The 23014-nt window shown below is 37.1% G+C and carries 19 protein-coding genes; 13 read left to right on the forward strand and 6 right to left on the reverse strand.

Going from position 1 to position 23014, the window contains the following annotated elements; genetic code table 11:
* Positions 1 to 3: 3 nt before the first annotated feature.
* Complete coding sequence (locus tag GJU43_RS17550; RefSeq protein WP_154342394.1) at positions 4 to 1263, reverse strand: hypothetical protein; 1260 nt, start codon at positions 1261 to 1263, stop codon at positions 4 to 6.
* A 617-nt stretch (positions 1264 to 1880) separates the two neighbouring features.
* Between GJU43_RS17550 and GJU43_RS17555 the strand changes: the two genes are divergently transcribed.
* From GJU43_RS17555 to GJU43_RS17600, 10 genes are all read left to right on the forward strand, one after another.
* A complete protein-coding gene (locus GJU43_RS17555) occupies positions 1881 to 2282 on the forward strand; it encodes a helix-turn-helix domain-containing protein (protein ID WP_154342396.1) in 402 nt (133 codons plus the stop codon).
* A gap of 106 nt (positions 2283 to 2388) precedes the next feature.
* Positions 2389 to 2748 (forward strand): hypothetical protein, encoded by a 360-nt coding sequence (locus GJU43_RS17560; protein ID WP_154342398.1) that lies wholly within the window; start codon positions 2389 to 2391, stop codon positions 2746 to 2748.
* Positions 2749 to 2982: 234 nt separating this feature from the next.
* A complete protein-coding gene (locus tag GJU43_RS17565) occupies positions 2983 to 3306 on the forward strand; it encodes a GIY-YIG nuclease family protein (RefSeq protein WP_154342399.1) in 324 nt (107 codons plus the stop codon).
* A 374-nt stretch (positions 3307 to 3680) separates the two neighbouring features.
* Positions 3681 to 4862 carry a hypothetical protein gene (locus GJU43_RS17570; protein ID WP_154342401.1) on the forward strand — a complete coding sequence of 394 codons (1182 nt, stop codon included), beginning with the start codon at positions 3681 to 3683 and terminating at the stop codon, positions 4860 to 4862.
* Positions 4863 to 5009: 147 nt separating this feature from the next.
* Positions 5010 to 5336, forward strand: a complete 327-nt coding sequence (locus GJU43_RS17575; protein WP_154342403.1) for a helix-turn-helix transcriptional regulator — start codon at positions 5010 to 5012, stop codon at positions 5334 to 5336.
* The gene (locus GJU43_RS17580; protein ID WP_154342405.1) at positions 5326 to 5829 is read left to right on the forward strand and encodes an SRPBCC domain-containing protein; all 504 of its coding nucleotides are present in this window, start codon (positions 5326 to 5328) and stop codon (positions 5827 to 5829) included. The genes GJU43_RS17575 and GJU43_RS17580 overlap by 11 nt, the downstream gene beginning before the upstream one ends.
* 53 nt (positions 5830 to 5882) lie before the next feature.
* On the forward strand, positions 5883 to 6383 hold the full coding sequence (locus tag GJU43_RS17585) for an SRPBCC domain-containing protein (RefSeq protein WP_154342407.1): 501 nt from the start codon (positions 5883 to 5885) through the stop codon (positions 6381 to 6383).
* Between the two features lie 415 nt (positions 6384 to 6798).
* Positions 6799 to 7326 (forward strand): hypothetical protein, encoded by a 528-nt coding sequence (locus GJU43_RS17590; protein WP_154342409.1) that lies wholly within the window; start codon positions 6799 to 6801, stop codon positions 7324 to 7326.
* A 10-nt stretch (positions 7327 to 7336) separates the two neighbouring features.
* Positions 7337 to 8182 carry an alpha/beta hydrolase gene (locus tag GJU43_RS17595; protein ID WP_154342411.1) on the forward strand — a complete coding sequence of 282 codons (846 nt, stop codon included), beginning with the start codon at positions 7337 to 7339 and terminating at the stop codon, positions 8180 to 8182.
* A gap of 25 nt (positions 8183 to 8207) precedes the next feature.
* Positions 8208 to 8882 carry a GNAT family N-acetyltransferase gene (locus tag GJU43_RS17600; protein WP_154342413.1) on the forward strand — a complete coding sequence of 225 codons (675 nt, stop codon included), beginning with the start codon at positions 8208 to 8210 and terminating at the stop codon, positions 8880 to 8882.
* Positions 8883 to 9092: 210 nt separating this feature from the next.
* Here GJU43_RS17600 and GJU43_RS17605 read toward each other — a convergent pair whose 3' ends face one another.
* On the reverse strand, positions 9093 to 10628 hold the full coding sequence (locus GJU43_RS17605) for a YifB family Mg chelatase-like AAA ATPase (protein ID WP_154342415.1): 1536 nt from the start codon (positions 10626 to 10628) through the stop codon (positions 9093 to 9095).
* Between the two features lie 77 nt (positions 10629 to 10705).
* Complete coding sequence (locus GJU43_RS17610; RefSeq protein ID WP_154342417.1) at positions 10706 to 11680, reverse strand: Gfo/Idh/MocA family protein; 975 nt, start codon at positions 11678 to 11680, stop codon at positions 10706 to 10708.
* A 129-nt stretch (positions 11681 to 11809) separates the two neighbouring features.
* On the opposite strand from GJU43_RS17610, the gene GJU43_RS17615 reads away from it, so the two are divergent.
* The 3 genes from GJU43_RS17615 to GJU43_RS17625 all read left to right on the forward strand — a co-directional run bounded on the left by GJU43_RS17615 (position 11810) and on the right by GJU43_RS17625 (position 17815).
* Positions 11810 to 14806 carry an amidohydrolase family protein gene (locus GJU43_RS17615; RefSeq protein WP_154342419.1) on the forward strand — a complete coding sequence of 999 codons (2997 nt, stop codon included), beginning with the start codon at positions 11810 to 11812 and terminating at the stop codon, positions 14804 to 14806.
* A gap of 45 nt (positions 14807 to 14851) precedes the next feature.
* Positions 14852 to 16159, forward strand: a complete 1308-nt coding sequence (locus tag GJU43_RS17620) for an amidohydrolase family protein (RefSeq protein ID WP_154342421.1) — start codon at positions 14852 to 14854, stop codon at positions 16157 to 16159.
* Between the two features lie 339 nt (positions 16160 to 16498).
* Positions 16499 to 17815 (forward strand): ammonium transporter, encoded by a 1317-nt coding sequence (locus GJU43_RS17625; protein WP_154342423.1) that lies wholly within the window; start codon positions 16499 to 16501, stop codon positions 17813 to 17815.
* Positions 17816 to 17997: 182 nt separating this feature from the next.
* On the opposite strand, the gene GJU43_RS17630 is transcribed toward GJU43_RS17625, so the two are convergent.
* The 3 genes from GJU43_RS17630 to GJU43_RS17640 form a co-directional block, all read right to left on the reverse strand.
* Complete coding sequence (locus tag GJU43_RS17630) at positions 17998 to 20091, reverse strand: cytochrome c biogenesis protein CcdA (RefSeq protein ID WP_154342425.1); 2094 nt, start codon at positions 20089 to 20091, stop codon at positions 17998 to 18000.
* Complete coding sequence (gene tilS / locus GJU43_RS17635) at positions 20091 to 21401, reverse strand: tRNA lysidine(34) synthetase TilS (protein WP_154342427.1); 1311 nt, start codon at positions 21399 to 21401, stop codon at positions 20091 to 20093. Before tilS ends, GJU43_RS17630 begins: the two co-directional genes overlap by 1 nt.
* 258 nt (positions 21402 to 21659) lie before the next feature.
* Entirely contained in the window at positions 21660 to 22946 is a 1287-nt protein-coding gene (locus GJU43_RS17640; RefSeq protein ID WP_154342428.1) for an anthranilate synthase component I family protein, read from the reverse strand.
* Between the last annotated feature and the right edge of the window lie 68 nt (positions 22947 to 23014).

A 23014-nucleotide genomic window follows, 5' to 3' on the forward strand; every position in this document is an offset into this window, starting at 1 on the left:
AGTTTAATTTGAATTAGAAAGAGCAATTCCTCCAGTTGTCTTTATAGTAGCACCCGAAGGTAGTGCCATATTTCGAATATCCTGCCCTAAATTACCAGGATTAGTACCACCACCACCTGGCCAAGATCCATCTGTATTTGGTAATTTCAAACCGCCTGCTGCTGAAATCTGTTGAGCAAAATCACTGCAGTTATTTGTATTCAAGTTATATGGGCTTTTATAACTTACAATATTTGAAATTACATTAGATAGTTGTGAGGCATTTAATGTTTGAGATATTCTAACATCATAAGGGTGTGCACTATCATTAATATATGCGGGGTTTGCACTTGGCGCAGTAAAAGGATTTACACCATTAGAAGGGTAAAAACCTATAACTCTAACAACGCCGTTCTGTTCTATAGCTAAAAAAGTATGACCGACATCAGGATTTACAACTCCACTGTAAGCATCTGATCCATTTGCAATAGGTTGATCCACATATACATGAAGCGTTCCCCCTGAATTTAAATTAAAACTTTTTAAGTAATCTTGTCTATTTAATATTTTTTTAGCTTCCTGAGGCGCATTTAATAGAATATTTCTAGACCATGTTCTGACTACTGGCCCTGATATGCCTGGCATATATCCAGGAGGTAAACTTCCGGGACTATAATCAGGAAACCAAGTCCAAGAGCTACATTTAGTATAATTACCTACTGTAACATAGTAGGTACAAACAAGTCTATTTGTTGTATTTTTTGTTTCGCCATAATTGTGTAAACTTACCTCTTTTCCATTTTCAAATTTTCCTGAATATAAAACTTTCTTTTTGGTGTTTTGAACTGTTATATATCCTGAATAATTAGTTCCTGTTTTATAAAGACTAAATTTGCTACTATTGTCAAAACTTTTATTATTAGTAGTATAATCAATGCTAAATACTTTGTATATTTCCTCTTTGTCTTCAATAAAAAGTAATCTCATGTAGTTTTTATAATCTTTATCTTCAATAACATTTGTAGAGGTGTTTTTTATTAAAACAAGAGGCACTTCGACTGCTTTTCTCCCTTCTTCATCAATTATTACAGCATTGTCCCAATCTATATTTTTTGTATATTCTAAGACTTCCAGATTTACATCATTATTTTCAAACCAATTTTTCGCGTTTTTAACAGCAAAATTTTCAGGGTTAGATTCCATTTCTTCCGTTTGACATCTCAAGAATAAGACCGCTGTGCCTATAAAAATAAAGACATAGAAAAAAATATTTATTTTACGCATGATAAAATTATTTAAGTTAATAGTAGTTAAACCCGAATTATTTAAGTAAACTTAATCTTACTTTTAAACAATAATAGACTGTAATTAATAATCTAGCTAAAATTGGTTCTATGTGGTTGATTGATTCAATAAGTGGTTTGTTGAGCTAAAATGATAAGATCAAGACGGTAGAGATGCCCGCTCACGAACAAAAAAACAGAACTAGCCAATTATACAGAGAAAAGAAATAAGAAAAACATCCATTCAAATCATCAAAACCCCTGACAAAAAGACAGAAAAATAACACAAACAACAAAAATATCCAATAAAGTTCAGATATAGGAGTGACGGATCGGTGACGGACCGATGACGGAGGAATGACGTATGAAAAAAACAATGTCAAAAGGGCAGAATAGAAGTAAAAAACCTATCTTGATGAAGTTTTATGCTAGTAAAAACACACTAATCACAACAATAAAAGAAAACTCAAAAAATTATAATTTTAAATAAATCTATTAAATTATATAAGAAAAAGACTATATTTGTTACACGGAAAATCCAAATAAAAAAAAGTATCGCTATAAAAACTTGTTTTTAGCAACTACTATTTTTTAAAGAATTTTAAATATCTTTGAATTATGAGCACAGCAACAAAACCAAATCACATAGGGCGAAAAATCAGCCGTATTCGTGAACTAAAAGACATGAAGCAGGAAGCACTGGCGCAGGCTTTAGGAACCAATCAGCAGGCGGTTTCGATTATGGAAAACAGCGAAACCATTGACGAAGAAAAATTAGTTGAAGTAGCAAAGGCTCTTGGCGTGAGTGTAGAAGCCATTAAGAATTTTTCGGAAGAAGCGGTCTTTAATTATTTTCATAACTATTACGACACAAAAGATAGTGTGTTTAACTCAGGAAGTCATTCAACTAATCACTGTAATTTCAATCCTCTTGATAAAGTAGTTGAACTTTTCGAACGTTTGGTTCAGTCCGAAAAAGAAAAAGTAGAGTATTTAGAAAAATTACTAAAAGAAAAATAATTGTCTCTGTAGAGAACTTCTAATAAAAAATGTGCAAATGTCTTCTCTGACTTTGTACTTTTTTTGTTTTAACCCCAAAATCAAACATCCCCCTAAAAATATCAAAATGAAACTACAAATCCGATTCCTGATCTACTCCATATTATTTCTTACCTATAGTTTTTCGACTTCATTTTTACTCTTGCTGGGCGAAAAATTAAAAGACCACAGATTTATAACTTTAGGCTGCGGTTTTTTCGTAATCAATATTATTTTTTCGCTTTTTGTATTAAAGTGGACACCATTGCTAAGCATCCTTTCTTCCCTTGTCATTGCGGCTTTAGCCTTATTTCTGGCTTTAAAGTTTGGAGACTTACATCTGTTTTCACAATATGATGCGTATGGCGTTAAAACTGCTTTAATGGCCAACGCTATTTTTTCGGTTCTGCTCTGGGAAATTGCGTATCAGATAAAAAGCAGGAAATAATGAAACTATACTTAATAGCATAATTTAGCACCTCGTTTTACGTGTCATTTCGACGAAGGAGAAATCACATAAAGCAGTCACGCGCAGTACAGCCAAACAGAATGTTTTTATATTGATTTCGGAATATAGGGATGCGATTTCTCCTTCGTCGAAATGACACAGGTGAGTTAAATAATCGACAAAATTTTCCAGTACAAAAAAACGTAAGTAATTTAGTTCAAAAAATTATTTACTATGCTAAATCCTCAGACAGGCTTTCATTCGTATTACATTTATATTTTAACAAATAAATATCGCTCTACTTTTTATATAGGTGTAACTAATGATTTAAAATTAAGATTACAGCAACACAAAGAAAATCTCGAAACTAAAACCAAAACATTTGCTTCTCAATATAATCTTGAATTTTTAGTATACTATGAAAAATTCGTTTGGATTCAGGAAGCGATCGCCAGAGAAAAGGAATTAAAAAAGTGGAGGAGAGATAAGAAAATTGCATTAATTACTGCTTTTAATCCAACGTTTGAGTTTCTTAATTATCAGTTTGAAACAGTCTAGGAAAATCATATTCTTTATGGCCATTATATACTTACAGTTGTTTTGTGTCATTTCGACGAAGGAGAAATCACATAAAGCAGTCACGCACAGTAAAGCCAAACAGAATATTTTTATGTTGACTGAGGAATATAGGGATGTGATTTCTCCTTCGTCGAAATGACAGGCTTAAATCTATTGTAAAAACCAAACCTCCTATTCTAGCCCCGATAGAGCCGGTATCCTCGAATCCCGATAGCTATCGGGAGAAGAGATAAAGGCGAAAGCGGGACAGATGTTTATGATGAAAACAAAAATTACTGCTTCGTAAATTTAAAAGTTGCATGGTCTGAATTTAGCTAAAAACAGATATATTTACACCATCAAAAGCAAGCCTTATGCAAAAAATTACTTTATTCGTTTCTATTTTATTCCTGGCGTTTTCATGTGGTGTAAAAACTACGCAGTCCCTGTTAAGCGATGGCAATTATGATGGTGCAATAGACCGCGCCGTAGAAGCATTGAAAACCAAAAAAGACTCCAAAGGAAAACAGGACTATGTGTATTTGCTCGAAGAAGCTTTCGCAAAAGCCAAAGACCGCGATTTACGAAGCCTGGAACTGATGGAAAAAGAAAAAAATCCGGCCAATCTGGAGCGTATCTACAATACGTATGTGCAGCTTACTAACCGTCAGGAAAAAATCAGGCCTTTATTGCCGCTTCAGTTATTAAAACAAGGAAAAAATGCCCAGTTTCCGTTTGACAATTATTCAGACCAGATCGTGAGCAGTAAAAATGCTTTATCGAAATATTTATACGACAATGCAGTAGTCCTTTTAAAGTCAACGAACAAGCTCGATTCCAGAAAAGCATACGATGATCTGGCGTATATCGAAAGCATTAATCCGAATTATAAGAATGCTAAAAAACTGATGGACGACGCTCAGTTTAAAGGAACCGACTTTGTGAATGTGTACGCGACAAACGAAACAGAAATGATCATTCCGAAGCAATTGCAGAACGATTTATTAGATTTCAGCACCTACGGATTAAATGATAAATGGACGGTTTACCACAGCGTCAAACAAAAAAATGTCAAATATGATTATGGTTTAATTCTCAATTTCAGGGAAATCTACATTTCACCGGAACAAATAAAAGAGAAGGAATTTATCAAGGAAAAGCAAATTAAAGATGGCGTAAAAACACTTTTCGACAGCAAGGGAAATCCTGTAAAAGACAGTTTGGGGCGCCCTGTGAAAGTGGATAATTTTAAAACCATCAAAATCAACATTTACGAATACAGACAATACAAAGCCTGTCAGATAACGGCCAAAGTAGATTACCTGGATTTAAAAACCAATCAGTTGCTACAATCTTTTCCCGTAGCCAGCGAGTTTGTTTTTGAGAACATTTATTCTACCTATCGCGGTGACAGAAATGCCTGTGACGAAAACTATCTGGGCTATTTTAATAAACGCGCCGTTCCGTTTCCGAATAACGAGCAGATGGTTTTTGATACCGGAGAAGATTTAAAAGCCAAACTAAAGGACATCATTGTCAGAAACAGATTCAGGTAAGATACAAACACATTACTTTCCTCCCATTTGCCACAAGCAGGTGGGATTTTTTTTGCCTGTTGTAAAAAAAATCATAAAAATATAATGCGAAACCAAAAAGTTGCATATATTTGCAACTGATTGATTGCGTATTAAAATAAAATCAAAATGAAACGAGATATTTTTCAGGCCATTGCCGACCCGACCCGCAGAGCGATTTTAGTATTGATTTCGTCTACCGCATTGACCCCTAATGCAATTGCCGAACAATTTGATACTACCCGTCAGGCGATTTCAAAACACATTAAAATCCTTAATGAGTGTGAATTACTGCAGGAAAAAAAGATGGGAAGAGAAATTTACTATCAACTTAAAATTGACAAAATGAAAGAAATAGATCAATGGCTGGCACAATTTAAAGAAATCTGGGAAAACCGTTTCAGTCAACTGGATCAAGTATTAATGAATTTAAAAGCTAAAAAAAATGGAAAGTAATCTTTTAATGGATTTTACCGTAGACAAAGAAAACAGTACGGTACACATCAAACGGGAGTTCAATGCATCGCTTGACCATGTCTGGTCGGCCTGGACCGAACCTGAACTATTAGACCAATGGTGGGCTCCTGCCCCATTCCTGTCTAAAACAAAAAGCATGGAATTTAAAGTTGGCGGACGAAGATTTTATGCCATGGTCGGCCCTGAAAATCAGGAGAGATGGAGTTTTTTTGAGTACAGTTCCATTTCTCCGAAAACTAATTTTAAATATTCCTCAACTTTCTGTGATGCCGAAGCGAATCCGGATCCAAATATTGGAAGTTCTTACTGGGATCTGACTTTCTCCGAAGAAGGCGATTTGACAATTGTTTCTATTGCCATTAAACGAAACAGCCTGGCGGAATTAGAAAAAATAATTGAAACCGGTTTCAAAGAAGGATTTACACTTATCCTTAAAAATCTGGATAAATTGCTGGAAGAAAAAAGTAACTAATCTCTCCTGTAAATCGGTCTTGCCACTATTTATAAATTTAAAAGCAAACTAAAATGAAAAATACTCTTTTAATGAATTTTACGGTAGATAAAGAAAACAGTACCGTTAACGTAAAACGTGAATTTAACGCTTCAATTGCAAACGTTTGGTCGGCCTGGACAGAACCTGAAATTCTGGATCAGTGGTGGGCTCCTGCTCCGTGGAAATCTAAAACAAAAAGTATGGATTTTAAAGTTGGCGGACGCAGACTTTATGCGATGCTGGGACCGCAGGGCGAAGAACACTGGGCAATAGCTGATTTCACATCCATCAGCCCAAAGACGAACTTTAAATATCTGGATGCTTTTTCTGATGCCGAAGGAAATTTAAATACCGATTTTCCGCGTTCGGACTGGAATGTTACTTTTTCTGAACAGGGTAATTCTACCATTGTTGATGTGGCCATTAAACACGAAAATTTATCCGATCTGGAAAAGATTATTGAAATGGGCTTCAAAGAAGGATTTACCATTGCGATGGAAGGTCTGGATAAAATTTTTGAAGAAGCAAAGTAACTTTTTTCGAAATGAAAGATAAACAATACTTTTAATAAAATATAAAGCCGTCCTGAATAATGACGGCTTTATACTAATTAAAAAAGAACAATTATATGCATTAAAACCTTCTTGCGCCTGGCTATCTCGGCTGGCTTCCTTTCTGCTGTTGCAGACCGTTTTGGATTTTGGAGTAAAGAAAATTATTTCAAAAGCATAAAGTTTCCTCTTTAATTTATAATCCCGATTCTTTCGAATTGTTTTTTTTTTTTTGGGGTTTAGGTTTACCATTACGTTTTTCAAAGAAAAGTCAAATGTAACTGTACATTTGTGCCATTCTTAATTTAAACATCACCTTTAATTACAATTATAAGTTGTATTTTCGATACGTAAAAGTCCGCCAGAAAAGAATAACCTAAAAAAGATTTCAGAACAAATGATTAAAAAATTACTCCCGTTTGAAGAATTAACCTATCATTCCACATTAAAAAAAGAAGCCCTTTTGGTACATCTTCAAAATGAAATTGAAGCCGAAAAATCTTTTGGTTTTGGCACTCAGAGAATATCCTATTCCAAACCTTATATTGGTAAAATTAGCAATCCAACATTTGAACTCAAAAGGGCCATAAGCTACCGAAATTCGTTTTTACCCATTATAAAAGGAGAAATTAAGGACGATAGCAGCGGTTCGAAAATAAATGTAAAAATGGGGCTTCCTGATCTTGTTAAAATCTTTATGTGCATTTGGCTTGGAATCGTCTTTTTGGCCAGCTTAGGAACATTGTACACTTTACTGTATAATAACGGCCTTAAAGAAGGTCCTTTTATATTTATTCCTTTCGTAATGCTTTTTGGAGGTGTAGCCATGGTTGTTCTGGGTTTTAAAATAGAAAGCAAAAAAAGTATAACCGATCTCGAGCAACTACTTCAGGCAAAAAGAAAACCAAACAACAGCAGTCATTAAATACCAAAAAATGAATAAATTTTTCACTCTTATCTTTTTACTTTTTTCTTCTGTTTTACTTTTTGGTCAAAACAGTAAACCTTTTGTCCTTGGGGTTATAGAGGAAATACAATCGAAGGAATTAGGCGAAAATCGAATCCTGAACCTTTACCTTCCCGAAGGGTACAAAGCCGAAGATGCCACAAAATATCCGGTGATTTATTTGCTGGATGGTTCTGCCGATGAAGACTTTATTCACATTGCAGGTCTGGTACAGTTTAATAGTTTCGAATGGATCAATCAGGTTCCGAAATCAATTGTGGTTGGAATTGCCACTGTGGACCGCAGAAGAGATTTTACGTTTCCGACCAGCATCGAAAAAGATCAGAAACGTTATGCATCCTCTGGACATTCTGATAAATTTATTGCCTTTATCGAAAAAGAGTTACAGCCCTTTATCGATAAAAAATACAAAACAACGGTTTCCAAAACCATCATAGGACAATCTTTAGGCGGATTGCTGGAAACCGAAATCCTATTGAAAAAGCCAACCCTTTTTAATCATTATGTAATTGTGAGTCCAAGTATCTGGTGGGATAATGGTTCGATCTTAAATCTGGACAGTCCATTATTTCAGGAGAACTTTAAGCAGGAAACTTCTATTTACATTGCGGTGGGTAAAGAAGGACCAACGCCAACCGACATACCAAGAGTGATGGAAGCCGATGCCAATTTACTTGCCGAAAAAATCAAAGCTTCTAAAAGCAAAAACATAAAAGTATTCTTTGATTATCTTCCTCAGGAAAACCATGCGACCATTTTACATCCTGCGGTTTCCAATGCCTTTAAATTCTTTTATCCGAAAGTGCAGGAATAGATAACGTTTTATAAATCCGATAACAATGAAAACTACAGAACATCCATTAGACAATCCGGTTTGGAATGCTTTAGCAGAAACCCATCAGGAATTTGCCATTGCTTATGATGGTGTCAAATTTTACAATCCAGCGTATTGTCCCTTCGGTGGTTTTGTAGAATCGGAAAACACTGCCGATGCCGTAAAACAATATGCGAAATTGACAGAGAATTTTTTTATCGTTGGCGAAAAACCGCTTCTTCCGGATTCCCTAAAAATTAATAAAGAGCTAATTTGCCTTCAAATGGTAATTTTTCAAAAAATTGATTTGCAGATTAACCTGGAAATTGTGAGGCTTACACCAGCACATAACGAAGCACTATGCGAACTGGTCAATCTGGTGCAGCCCGGTTATTTCAAAAATAAAACCTTTTTACTGGGTGATTACTTCGGAATTTTCAAAGAAGGCCAATTAGTCGCTATCACCGGAGAGCGTATGAAAATGAATGGTTTCACAGAGATTAGCGCCATTATCACACATCCCGACCACACCGGAAAAGGATATGCCAAACAATTGATAGCGTATGTGGTAAACGCCGTTTTTGATCAGCATAAAATTCCGTTTTTGCATGTGGTCGAAAGTAATGCCGGAGCCATTTATCTCTATGAAAAACTTGGTTTTGTAACGAGAAGAAAAATAAGTTTCTGGAATATTGTTTAGTTTTTCAAACGAAATTCCAATCAAAAAATTCCAAATTCCAATTTTTTTTTTAACTTCACGAAAAAAGAAATTCCAAATTCCAATTCTTAGACTTTGTGAAAAAAAATACAATCCTTCGACTCCGCTCAGGAAGACATCGTACATAAATCTAAATACTACAATCTAAAATCTATATTCTAAAATCTATATTCTAAAATCTACAATCAAACCTCACCCCAGCCAACCGTCGCGGTCTAAACTTCGGTACTGAATGGCCTCGGCAATATGCGAGGTAATGATCTTTGCAGAATCATCTAAATCGGCAATTGTACGGGCTACTTTCAGGATCCTGTCGTAAGCGCGGGCAGAAAGATTGAGTCGTTCCATGGCGGTTTTGAGCAATTCTTTTGATGGATCGTCCAGTCCGCAAAACTCCCGGATGAGCTTGCTGCTCATTTGTGCGTTGTAATGAATATTTTCTATATTTTCGAATCGGCTGGTCTGAATTTCACGGGCTTTAGTCACCCGTTTTCGGATTTCAACACTGCTTTCGGCTTTTCGGTCATCTGCTAATTTTTCGAAAGGAACCGGTGTCACTTCGATATGAATGTCGATCCGGTCCAATAAAGGCCCGGAGATTTTGCTCATATAACGCTGCATTTCGTGTGGTGAGGAAGTATTGGGCATACTTGGATCGTTAAAAAAGCCACTCGGACTCGGATTCATACTCGCCACCAGCATAAACGATGACGGATAGGTGACCGTAAACTTGGCTCGTGAGATAGTGACCTCGCGATCCTCCAGCGGCTGGCGCATCACCTCGAGAACATCCCGTTTGAATTCCGGCAATTCGTCTAAAAATAAAACGCCGTTGTGTGCCATTGAAATTTCACCCGGCTGCGGGTAACTCCCTCCGCCTACCAGAGCGACATTGGAAATCGTATGATGCGGACTTCGAAACGGCCGCTGGTTCATTAACCCCACTTCTTTTAATTTGCCGGCAACACTATGAATTTTGGTGGTTTCCAAAGCTTCCCGCAACGTCATGGGCGGTAAAATGCTGGGCAGTCTTTTGGCAAGCATCGTTTTTCCCGCTCCGGGCGGGCCAATCAGGATGATGTTGTGTCCGCCAGCAGCAGCTATTTCCATGCAACGTTTGATACTTTCCTGTCCGCGTACATCCGAAAAATCAAATTCAGGAAAGTCCAGTGTTTTGTAGAACTCGGTTCGGGTATCAATGGTAGTAGGTTCCAGAGTTCCTTTTCCCTCAAAAAAAGCGATTACTTCTTTTAAATTTTCAACTCCGTACACATCAAGACCAGCCACAATCGCGGCTTCTTTTACATTTTGTTTCGGCAGGAAAAAACCTTTATAACCTTCTTCTTTGGCTTTTATGGCAATGGGCAAAGCGCCGTTTATGGACTGCAGACCTCCGTCAAGCGAAAGTTCCCCCATGATAATGTATCGATCCACTTCTGGTGCTTTGATCTGATCGGACGCTACCAAAATTCCGATTGCCAACGGCAAATCATAAGCCGAACCTTCTTTTCGCAAGTCAGCAGGAGCCATATTGATGGTTATTTTTTTCCCGGGAAGCGAATATTCATTGTTCTTCAAAGCTGCCGCAATCCGGTAACTGCTTTCTTTTATGGCATTATCAGGCAAACCCACCAAATGATACCCAATTCCTTTATCAATATTTACCTCAATGGTAATCGTTGTGGCTTCTACTCCAAAAACAGCGCTGCCGTAAACTTTAATCAACATAGTATTCTTTATTAAATGTTTTTAAAACTAATTAAAAATATTTAATTTATAGCTTTTTTACTACAAAATATTAATGTTTAAAAATTTAGCCCAATCCGATTTTTCACTTCTTCCACCATTTTACTCAAATCCAGACTGTTCTGATGCGACCACAATTTACTTTCGATTTGATGGTTTTGAATACAGGTGTGACATTCTATAGCTTCATGTGCATACCCTTTCCCTAAATTGGGCAAACAGAAAGTTTCTTCCTTTCCGTCTTTAAAAACAGCATAACCATCCGCCATAAACCACGGGGTATTAAGTTCTATTCGGCCCTGATTTCCGTTGATTGTAGCTTTTATATCACCATCATAAAGTATAGAAGCCTGTAAAACAGATTGCGCGTTTTGGTATTGCAAAAGCATAGCGGTCTGCAGATCGATTCCGTTTTTATGAAGGAGAGATTTGGCTGTAATTTCTTTTGGAAGTCCAAGGAGCACATAAGAAAGAAACAGCGGATAAACGCCAATATCGAATAAAGCTCCTCCGCCAAGATTTTTATCAAATAGCCTTCCTCCTGCTGCTTCGTCGGCATAAAAAGCAAAATCGGCCTGTATGCTTTTTAGGTCGCCAATTATGCCCTGATTTACTTTTTCTAACACTTCCTGAACAGACGGAATAAAACGGGTCCAGAAGGCTTCCATAAAAAACCTGTTGTACTTTTTCGAAGCTTCAGTCATACGAACGGCATCCTGATACGAGAGTGCCATTGGTTTTTCACACAAAACGTGTTTACCGCTTTCTAACGCTTTTATAGTTAATTCCGCATGGGAATCATGCGGCGTGGCGATGTAAACAATCTCCACCTGAACGTCTGCAAAAAGCGCTTCATACGAATCATAGGCTTTTGTACAGTGGTATTTTTCGGCAAATTCAGTTGCTTTTTCCTTATTTCGGGACGCCACTGCTTTCAATTCGGCATCCTCCAGCAATAGCAAATCAGTCGCAAACTGGCTGGCAATATTTCCGAGGCCAATAATCCCCCATTTTATCCTGTTCTTATTTGTCATAAAATTCTTTAAAGCCCTAAATCAAAGGATTACCTAATAATGTGTAAAATAAAGAAAAAACATTTTAAAAAAAACAAAAGCAGTATAACATATATTTCATATTTTTAGCATCAAATCATCAAATAACCTATGAAAAAAGCCTTACTCTTACTCTTTTTCTCTGTTTTTTTAACAAAAACACAGGCACAAAATTATTTCCCTGTTAATGAAAGCGTGCAGAACAAAACTAAAAATTACACTGTTTTTACGAACGCTACCATCTATGTTTCGCCAACCCAAAAAATCGAAAAGGGAACTTTACTGATTCAGGACGGTAAAGTAGTGGCGGTCGGAAATACCGTTTCTATCCCTAAAAATAGTATCACTATAGATCTTGAAGGAAAAACTATTTACCCTTCCTTTATTGATATTTATACCAGTTTCGGAATTGAAAAACCAAAAAGAAACCTAAATCCTGACGGCGACCGCAGTCCTTTATATGACACCAAAAGAGTGGGCTATTACTGGAATGAAAGTATTCGTCCTGAATTAAACGGATACGAAACTTTTAAATATGACACTGCAAAAGCCGAAGAATTATTAAAAGCCGGCTTTGGCGTTGTGGGTACCCATATTGCTGACGGAGTGGCACAGGGAACCGGAGTGTTAGTAGCCCTGAATAATACAGAAAACAGCAAACAAATTATAGCAGACAAAATTACCAATCATTTTGCTTTTACCAGAAGTTCCCTAACCAATCAGGCATATCCGAGTTCCTTAATGGGGATGATGGCCCTGCTGCGTCAGATGTATCTGGATCTGGACTGGTATAAAAAAGGGAATTCCGAAACCAGGGATTTATCGCTGGAAGCGCTGGCTGCCAACGAAAAACTGGTTCAGATATTTGCTACTGAAGACAAACTGAACAGCCTAAGAGCGGCTAAAATTGCCAAAGAATTTGGTTTAAACTACGTTTTAAAAGGCAGTGGAAATGAATTCGAAAGAATCGAAGAGATCAAAAATACGAAAGCCCAATTTATTATTCCGATCAGTTTCCCTGAAGCGTATGATGTTTCCAATCCGTACTTATCCAATCAGATCGAACTGGCCGATATGCGTTTTTGGAATCAGGCTCCTGCCAACCTTAAAGTGCTCTCCGATAACGGAATTGTTTTTGCTTTAACAACCGATAAACTGAAGAAAACGGAAGACTTTAAAACTAATTTATTAAAAGCCATAAAATATGGTTTTGACAAAACGAAAGCTTTGGAATCGTTAACCACAATTCCGGCTGCGATCTTAGGAAAAAGCAATGAAATCGGAAGTTTAAAAACCGGCAGTTATGCCAATTTCGTGATTACGTCCGGTGAAATTTTCGATGAAAAAACCGTTCTATACGAGAACTGGGTTCAGGGAACCAAATATGTAGTCAATGATATCATGGCGAAAGATATTCGTGGTAACTATGAGCTAACGATTGGAAATGATACCTATAAATGGAAAATTGACGGAACGCAAATAGCTCCGAAATCTGAAATAACGACGGTAGCTGCTGCAAAAGTAAATAGTACTTTTAACTTTTCTAAAAACTGGATTTCTCTGGTATTAAAACCCGGCGACACGATTAAATCTAATTTTACGCGTTTGACCGGATTGGTAGAAAAACCGGAAATTCTGTCCGGAAAAGCAGTGCTTTCAGACGGAAGCGAACTGATCTGGAATGCGAAAAGAACAAGTCTTTTTACGGAAGTAAAAGATACGATTAAAGCAGAAAAACCAAATCCAATCCTTCCGACTACTTATCCTAACGTTGCTTTTGGGGATTCAAAAAAACTAACGGCACAAACCTTACTATTCAAAAATGCCACTGTCTGGACCAATGAAAAAGAAGGTATTTTAACAGAAACCGATGTTTTAATTAAAAATAGAAAAATTGCCGCAGTGGGCAAAAACCTTTCAGATCCGTCAGCGGTTGTAATTGATGCCAAAGGAAAACATATCACAAGTGGTATTATTGACGAACATTCGCATATTGCCATTTCCCGGGGTGTAAACGAAAGCGGTCACAACTCGACAGCAGAAGTTACCATTCAGGATGTAGTCAATTCTGAGGATATTAATATCTACAGAGATCTGGCCGGAGGCGTAACGATTTCACAATTGTTACACGGATCTGCCAATCCAATTGGCGGGCGCTCGGCGATTGTAAAATGGAAATGGGGATCGGCTCCGGACGACATGTTATATAAAAATCAGCCTAAGTTTATCAAATTTGCTTTAGGAGAAAATGTAAAACAAGCCAATTGGGGCATTCAGAATCCAACCCGTTTTCCACAAACAAGAATGGGAGTTGAACAGGTTTTTACGGATTATTTTCAACGTGCAAAAGAATATGACGAAAGCTGGAAAACATTTAATTCGGGTTCCAAAAAAGGAAAAGCACCAAGAGTGGATCTGGAATTGCAGACCTTAGCTGAAATCCTCAGCAAGGAAAGATTTATTACCTGCCACTCCTATATTGAATCCGAGATTTTGATGTTGATGAATGTTGCTGAAAAATTCAATTTCAGGGTAAACACATTCACTCACATTCTGGAAGGGTACAAAGTCGCTGATAAAATGAAAGAACATGGTGTAGGAGCTTCTACCTTTTCAGACTGGTGGGCTTATAAATTTGAAGTGAATGACGCGATTCCGTTTAACGGACCGATCATGCACAATGCCGGATTAGTGGTTGCTTACAATTCTGATGATGCTGAAATGTCCCGAAGATTAAATCAGGAAGCGGCGAAAGCTGTAAAATACGGAAATATCTCTGAGGAAGAAGCCTGGAAATTTGTTACGCTGAATCCTGCCAAGCTTTTACATATTGACGATAAAACAGGAAGTCTTAAAGTAGGCAAAGATGCCGATGTAGTCTTATGGAGCGACAATCCTTTGTCTATTTATGCCAAAGCCGAAAAAACAATTATCGAAGGGGTTGTTTATTTTGATATTGAAAAAGATGCCGAAAAACAACTGTCTATTGCCAAAGAAAGAAGTCTTCTGATTGGTCAGATGCTACAGGAGAAAAACAAAGGAGCAAGCACACAGAAACCTGCCAAAAAAGAAAAAAAGGAGTATCACTGCGATACTTTAGAACAATAATAATGGCACCGTCAGCTAATTTTCAAAGTTAAAAAAACAGATAAAATGAAAAACAAACACCTCTATATATTGCTGCTCTTGTTTTGTGCGTCACTTGCAGTAAATGCACAGCAAATACCGGCTCAGAAACAAACCAAATCCATTTTGATTTTAAATGCCACAGCACACTTAGGCAACGGAACCGTGATTGAAAACAGTGCTATTGGATTTAAGGATGGAAAAATCACTTTGGTTGCGGATGCCACTACAATCAGACTTGCTGCTGGTGCCTATGATACCACCATTGATGCCAGCGGCAAACAGATCTATCCCGGATTTATTGCCCCGAACTCTACCCTTGGTCTGGTAGAAATAGATGCCGTAAAATCATCGGATGATCAGGAAGAAATTGGGAGTTTTAATCCAAATGTAAGAAGTATCATTGCTTACAATTCAGAATCAAAGGTCGTTGAAACCGTACGTCCCAATGGAATTTTAATCGCGCAGATCACTCCGCGCGGCGGCAGAATATCAGGTACCTCTTCTGTAGTGCAACTGGATGCCTGGAGCTGGAAAGATGCTGTTTTAAAAGAAAACGACGGCATTCATCTTAATTTCCCGTCTACTTTCAGAAGATCCGGATCGTGGTTTGAACCCGGAATAGTAGAACCTAATAAAGATTATCCGAAACAGGTGGAAGAAATAAATGCTTTCCTGGCCAATGCCAAAGCCTATAACCAAACTGCAGCAAAAGAAAAAAACATAGTACTGGAAGCTACAAAATCCCTTTTTGACGGATCACAAACGCTTTATATCCATGCAGATGAAGAGAAACAAATTATGGACGGAATACAATTGGCTGTTAACAATCAGATTAAAAAGATTGTAATCATTGGCGGATTTGAAGCCTATAAATGTGCCGATCTTCTGCAGAAATATACTATTGGAGTATTACTTAGACGTGTACATGATATGCCAACGAGTGATGATCAGGATGTAAACCTGCCGTATAAAATAGCTAAAATACTTACTGACAAGGGTATACTTGTTGGTCTTGAGAATAGTGGAGACCATGAGCGTATGAGCACAAGAAATTTACCATTTCTTGCCGGAACCTGTGCTGCTTTTGGTTTAGATAAAGAAAAGGCTTTACAGTTAATAACCTCAAATACGGCAAAATTACTGGGAATTGATTCTAGCTGCGGTACACTGGAAACAGGTAAAGATGCGACATTATTTATTTCTGAAGGAGATGCTTTAGACATGAGAACAAATAAACTTACGGCTGCCTTTATTCAGGGAAGAACCATTAATCTGGAAACTTTTCAAACTAAATTAGACGATAAGTTTAAAGCAAAGTACAATCAGAAATAAGTAGATTAAACATAAAAGTAAGGCGCCAATTGAAAACTCATTTGGCGCCTTTTTATTTGAAAAAAATCTACATTTTAAATAAGATCATTAAAGATACAGATGTTATTACTCTTAAATTCAGAATTATTATACCGGTTTTATGTTAACAGAGCACATAAAAACCCTTTTCTGATGATTTCAAGATTACTAAATTGTAAATTTTATATCTATTTTAACAAATACACGCAAAACAATGGGGGTTAAAATGAAAAATTAACAAAAATCAAACATTAGACTCTATTTTTTATAGGGGTGTCGAATGATTTTATATTTTTATCAAAAATTTAAAACTAAATAACTATGCGAAAAATTATTTTAAGTGTGATTCTTATCACTATTTTGGTACTAACCTTTGTCTCGAACTTCATCTTAACAGATAACCCGATACCTGCAGAAGCTGTAAAGTTTGATACAGGAGACACAGCCTGGATGATTGTAGCAACTGCATTTGTACTGCTTATGACACCGGGACTTGGATTTTTCTACGGAGGTATGGTAGGTAAGAAAAACGTTATCAGTACCATGCTGCAAAGTTTTATGGCCATGGTAATTGTTACTATTTTATGGGTAGTAGTTGCTTTCGGATTGGCATTTGGACCTACGATTGGAGGAATTATCGGAAACCCTCTTCCTAATTTATTCTTTCAGGGTGTCGGTACTAATACTGCATGGAGTCTTGCCCCAACAATTCCTTTCATGTTATTCGCATTATTTCAGGCTAAATTCGCCATCATTACACCTGCTTTAATCACTGGTGCTTTTGCAGAACGTGTTCGTTTCTGGGCTTATTTATTATTCATGGTTTTATTCATATTAGTTATATATGCTCCCTTAGCACACATGACGTGGCATCCTGACGGAGTTTTCTTTAAAATGGGAGTATTAGACTTCGCCGGAGGAACAGTAGTACACATGAGTGCTGGTTGGGCTGCATTGGCCGGAGCGATCTTCTTAGGAAAAAGAAAAATTCAAAAAGTTAATCCTGCAAGAATTACTTATGTATTATTAGGAACAGGTTTATTATGGTTCGGCTGGTTTGGTTTTAATGCAGGTTCTGCCTTAGGTTCAAACGGATTAGCTGTTCAGGCTTTAGGAACTACAACTGTTGCTGCTGCAGCTGCTGCAATGGCATGGGTTTTCCTTGACAAAATAATCGGACACAAATTATCAGCTCTTGGCGCTTGTATCGGAGCTGTTGTAGGTCTTGTTGCTATTACTCCTGCCGCTGGTTTCGTAAGTATTCCTCATGCTATTTTCATCGGAGCTTTTGCTGCTATCGTAAGTAACCTTGTAGTAAGCAAATTCCCTAAAGGAAAAATTGATGACGCTTTGGATGTTTTTGCCTGTCACGGTGTTGGTGGAATGGTAGGAATGTTGTTAACTGGTGTTTTTGCCTCAAAAGCCATCAACCCTGTAGTTGGAGACAACCAAGGTTTGATTTTCGGTACACCGACCTTGTTTATCAACCAATTGATTGCTTTGGTAGCCGTTTCTATCTTCGCTTTCGTAGGTTCTTACATCTTATTCTTTGTAGTAAATAAAATCACTCCTCTAAGAGTTACTGAAGAAAAAGAAGAACTAGGTTTAGATATCTCTCAACACGGAGAATACCTGTAAGAAATTTAAATTTCAAACATAACAAAAAACAAAACAGCCCTCTGATTAAAACCAGAGGGCTGTTTATTTGAATTAAATCGAACCTAACTAATACATATTCTATATTCTTGACTCTTTCTTCTTGACTCTTTTATTCTTGACTCTTTATTCTTTATTCGTGACTCTTACACACCCCACTCAAATCATTTAAAATTCCCAATCCCCACTTTCAGCCATTGCAAATATTCGTCAACGCCAACATAACTTATAGTAGGTTTTGAAGTATTTAAATTTTTACCTTCCAGATCCGTTATCACATATAAAGGCTGTGTATTCGTTTTATATTTTGAGATCATAAAATCGGTCCATTTATCACCAACCGTAATAATTTCATCACCTGAAGCTGTTTTAAACTGCTCATTTTTCGGCAATTCCCTTTTATCATCAACATAAAGAGAAATCAATACCACATCATTTTTTAATATGGGTAAAATGCTCTCGTCTGACCAGACATTATTTTCCATTTTACGACAGTTCACACAAGCATAACCGGTAAAATCAAGCATAATGGGTTTATTGACCGATTTTGCAAATGCCAGTCCATCTTCGTAATCATGAAAAACCATTATGCCATGCGGCCCTAATTCTGCTCCTTCCGGCAAACCTTTTTCTGAACCGGCATTTGAAACACCTGAACCTCCCACACCAAGCGGACTTTCACTATATTGCGGCGGTGGCGGGAATGCACTAATCAATTTCAAAGGTGCGCCCCAAAGTCCAGGAATCAGGTAAACGGTAAAAATCAGCGTAAGCAATCCCAGATATAATCTTCCCACCGAAATATGCTGTAGCGGACTATCGTGTGGTAAGGTAATTTTTCCGAATAAGTACAACGTCAGGGCTGCAAATATCGCGATCCAGATCGCTATAAAAACTTCTCTTTCCAGAAAATGCAATTGTAAAACCAAATCGGCATTGGATAAAAATTTGAAAGCCAAAGCCAATTCTAAAAATCCTAAAACTACTTTTACCGTATTCAGCCAGCCACCGGATTTTGGCAAAGAATTCAACCAGCCCGGGAACATCGCAAACAGCATAAAAGGCAATGCCAAAGCTAATGAAAAGCCCAACATTCCTATTACAGGAGCAATTCCGCCATTGGAAGCCGCTTCAACCAATAAAGTTCCGACAATTGGACCTGTACAGGAAAAAGAGACAATCGCCAGCGCTAAAGCCATAAACAATATTCCTATTATTCCACCTCTGTCTGCCTGCTGATCTACTTTGTTTCCCCATGAATTTGGAAGCATAATTTCAAAAGCTCCCAAAAATGAGGTAGCAAAAATAATAAGTATCACAAAGAATATCAGGTTAAACCAGACATCTGTAGACAACGCATTTAAGGCGTCAGCACCAAATATTTTGGTTACAATCAAACCTAATATCACATAAATAGCAATAATTGAGAAACCGTAAAAAATAGCATTTCTGATTCCCTTTGCCCTGCTTTTGCTTTGCTTGGTAAAGAAACTTACCGTCATCGGGATCATCGGAAACACACAAGGCGTTAACAATGCCGCAAAACCGGATAAAAAGGCAATAAAAAAGATAGACCACAAGCTTCTTTGCGGAGCCTTAACCGGAATCTCTTCTTTATCGGGAGTTTGTGCAACCGCTGCTTTTGCTTTTTCTGATGCAGCAGTCACCACTGCTTTATCTATAGTATCAACTACCAGCCCCGGTCTTTTTGTTTCATCAAGTTTCACTTCTGAAACCGCAGCAACGGCCTCCATTTTGAATGAGGACGGAACTACAATCGAGAATTTTTTATTTGAATTGATACAAACTTCTTTACAAACCTGAAAATCAAAATCTACTTCAACAGTTTTCAGATTTGGATTTGTAATCGTAATTTCCTGTTCGATGTGCGCTTTACCTTCAAAAAAAGTTTCATTAACACCAAAAACATCATTAAAGGCGGTCTTGGTTTTTCCTTCTTTGGCTTTTCCTACCAGGTTATAATTCCCTTTTTGGTTTTTAAACACAATTTCCAAAGGAAGCGGACCTCCGTCTGGCGTAAATTGGGAATACATATGCCATTCTTTTTCTATTGTTCCATCAAAAATCAGAACAGCATTGCTTCCTGATTTCTTTTCGATTTTAGCGGTCCATTTTACCGGTTCAAGAATTTGGGCATTACCTTTTGCAAAAGCAAAAATGAAAAACAACAAAAATACAATGGTTTTATTCCAACCATTTTTTGATGTAATCGTTTGACGGGATTGATTAAAGTTCATTATTGTAGTTCTATTTTAAGTATTTTATTTGTAGTATTTTCTATTTTAAAGCGTTCGTCCTGTCGAATTCCAATAACCCAGACAATCTGTTTATCAGAACACAAAATCCAGATTTTTTCTTTGTCTATGAGGGATAATTTTTCATCTTTGAAAAGCTTACTCACTTTTTTAGATTTCCCCTGCATGCCAAAAGGATGAAAAACATCTCCTTCCTTCCATTTACGTAAAACCAAAGGAAAACGGATTTTTTCTTCGTCCACAAATATAGTCCTATTTGATTCTATTGTAATGTCATCTACCCGACAAAGCTTCAATCTTAAGGGAAAATTAACTTCTGAATCCGTTTCATTAATTTGATATACTGCATTTTCGTGAACTTCCGGAACCGGACTTAAAATCAAAGTATCCCTGTTTTTCAACAACCGGAATTCTTCAGCAAACACTTGTTTTCCGGATTGCCCGTCAACCAAATCATAAATATCATTCCACGCCAGGAATCCAAATTCATTCAGCCATTGATACAGGTACGATTTATAATTGGGTAACTTTTTAAGCTGATTCAAATCGAAATGAATATCCTCCCCTTCTTCTTTCGCAACCTGCTGATAAATCATAATCGATGCATCTTCAGCCATTTCCTGTGATTCCTGCAAAAAAGACTGCGTTTTTTGAAATGCACTCAAAAAACCAGGATTGATCTCTTTTAAAATCGGAACTAAATCATGGCGGATTTTATTGCGAAGATATTTATTGGAGGCATTACTGCTGTCTTCTCTCCATTCTATGTTATTTTCCTCTGCATACTGAAGGATTTCATCTCTTGAAAAAGGCAAAAGCGGACGAATAATTTTATCATTCTGTTCCGGAATTCCCGTTAATCCGTCAAGACCAGTGCCTCGTGTTAAATTGATAAGGAAGGTCTCAAGATTATCATCGGCATGATGTGCTGTCAGAATGTAATCAAACTGTTCTGTTTCCAGAAGTTCATAAAACCAGCTGTAACGTAATTCACGGGCAGCAACCTGAGTTGATAGTTTATAATCTTTCGCAAAAGCTTCCGTGTCAAATTGAGTGATAAAAACCGGAATATTATTTTCGTCGCAATACTGTTTAACAAAGTTCTGGTCACCAAAACTTTCCAATCCGCGAAGCTGAAAATTGCAATGCAAAACAGCGATTTCATAAGGCAAATGCTTTAATAAATACAGCAAAACCATACTGTCCAGGCCTCCGCTCACAGCGAGAAATAACTTCTTATCTTCCAAAAAGGAAAATCTTGAAAGGAGATGATTTTGAAATTTTGAAAACATTCGATAAATGTAAAAAATTAAATTTGATCTATTTTTAAATGAAATGTTAAGCGTTGTATTTTTTTTTTTGCCACGAATTGCACGAATTGGCACTAATTATTTATTCACGCAGATTCTGCAGATTGAGCAGATTTTTTTAAATCATTTTAATACTGTAATCTGTGGCAAAAGAGCTGCTCAATCTGCTCCGGTAACCATCGGGAGTGGCAAAAAAATCGTGCCAATTCGTGCAATTCGCGGCAGCCTTCTTTATAAAATCTACTGCAATACCTCATGCATTGCCTTAGCTTTCAGCAGACATTCTTCGTATTCTTTTTCAGGAACAGATTGTGAGGTAATGGCGCTTCCTACTGAAAAAGAAACATATTGATTTTCGTGATTGTATAAAATACTTCTGATCACCACACTAAAATCAAAATCGCCGTCCGGTGTAAAATAGCCCACGGCGCCACTGTACAAACCACGCTTGGTTTCTTCCAGGTTCTCAATGATTTTCATTACCGAAATTTTTGGTGCGCCAGTCATACTTCCCATCGGGAAAGTCGTTTTTAGAACATCCACAGGTGCATATTGAGAGTCCAATTTTGAAGTTACGGTAGAAATCATCTGATGTACCTGCAAAAATGAATAAATTTTACAGAGTTCCTTCACTTCAACGGACCCTTTTTGCGCGGTATGCGATAAATCATTCCGGACCAGGTCGGTAATCATGATATTTTCGGCGCGTTCTTTGGCATCGTTTTCCAGATCCTGTTTCGATTTTTCATCGGTAACGGGATCGGAAAACCGTTTTGAGGTTCCTTTGATCGGTTGGGAAATCAGATTTTCCCCTGATTTTTTTAGATAACGTTCGGGTGACGCAGACAGTAAAAACTGCTTGTTATTTCTAAAGAAAACTGAAAATGGTGCCTTCGAAATCGTATTCAGTTTTTGGAATTTCTCCAGCGGATTTATAATGGCATCTTCAGCGAAAAATTCCATACAAAAATTGGCTTCATACATATCCCCTATATGAATGTGCTCCAACATTTTAGTTACTTTTTCTATGTAGGATTCTTTTGAAATTCTTTGTTGAATCAGGATTTTATTCAGCGTTTGAAAAGCATCAGACTGAGTCGTCATAATTTCATCATAATCCTCTTCGATCTCATCATCGCAAACAAACAGATACTGAATTTCGAGTTCACTCCCTTTGAGAGTAAATATTTTTTTAGGCTGGAAGAAAAACAAATCCGGAAAATTCAATCCGTCAAAATTATCGGATTTCAAATGTTCGACATTGTTTTTCAGATCATAGGCCAGATACCCAAAAAGCCAGTCTTTTGTATTGGACTGGTATTGTTTTAAATCGTCGAAAGCGTTATGAAAATCGGTTTTTAAAGACGTAAAAGCATCTAAGGCAAGCATACAATCGAAACTTGAATATTCTTGCGGATAGGAATTACTATCCAGAAAAACAATCTCCCGAAATTGTTGTGCCCAAATTAAAAGCTGCTGCTTAAACTGCTCCGGATCCGCAATATGTTTATGGATGGTAACTCTCAAATGTGGTATATTTTTAAGCTTCAAAATTACGACAAAAAAAATCCTTCGATAAAATAATCCTCAAAAAT

Source organism: Flavobacterium sp. LC2016-23 (assembly GCF_009674775.1).
Lineage (GTDB): Bacteria > Bacteroidota > Bacteroidia > Flavobacteriales > Flavobacteriaceae > Flavobacterium.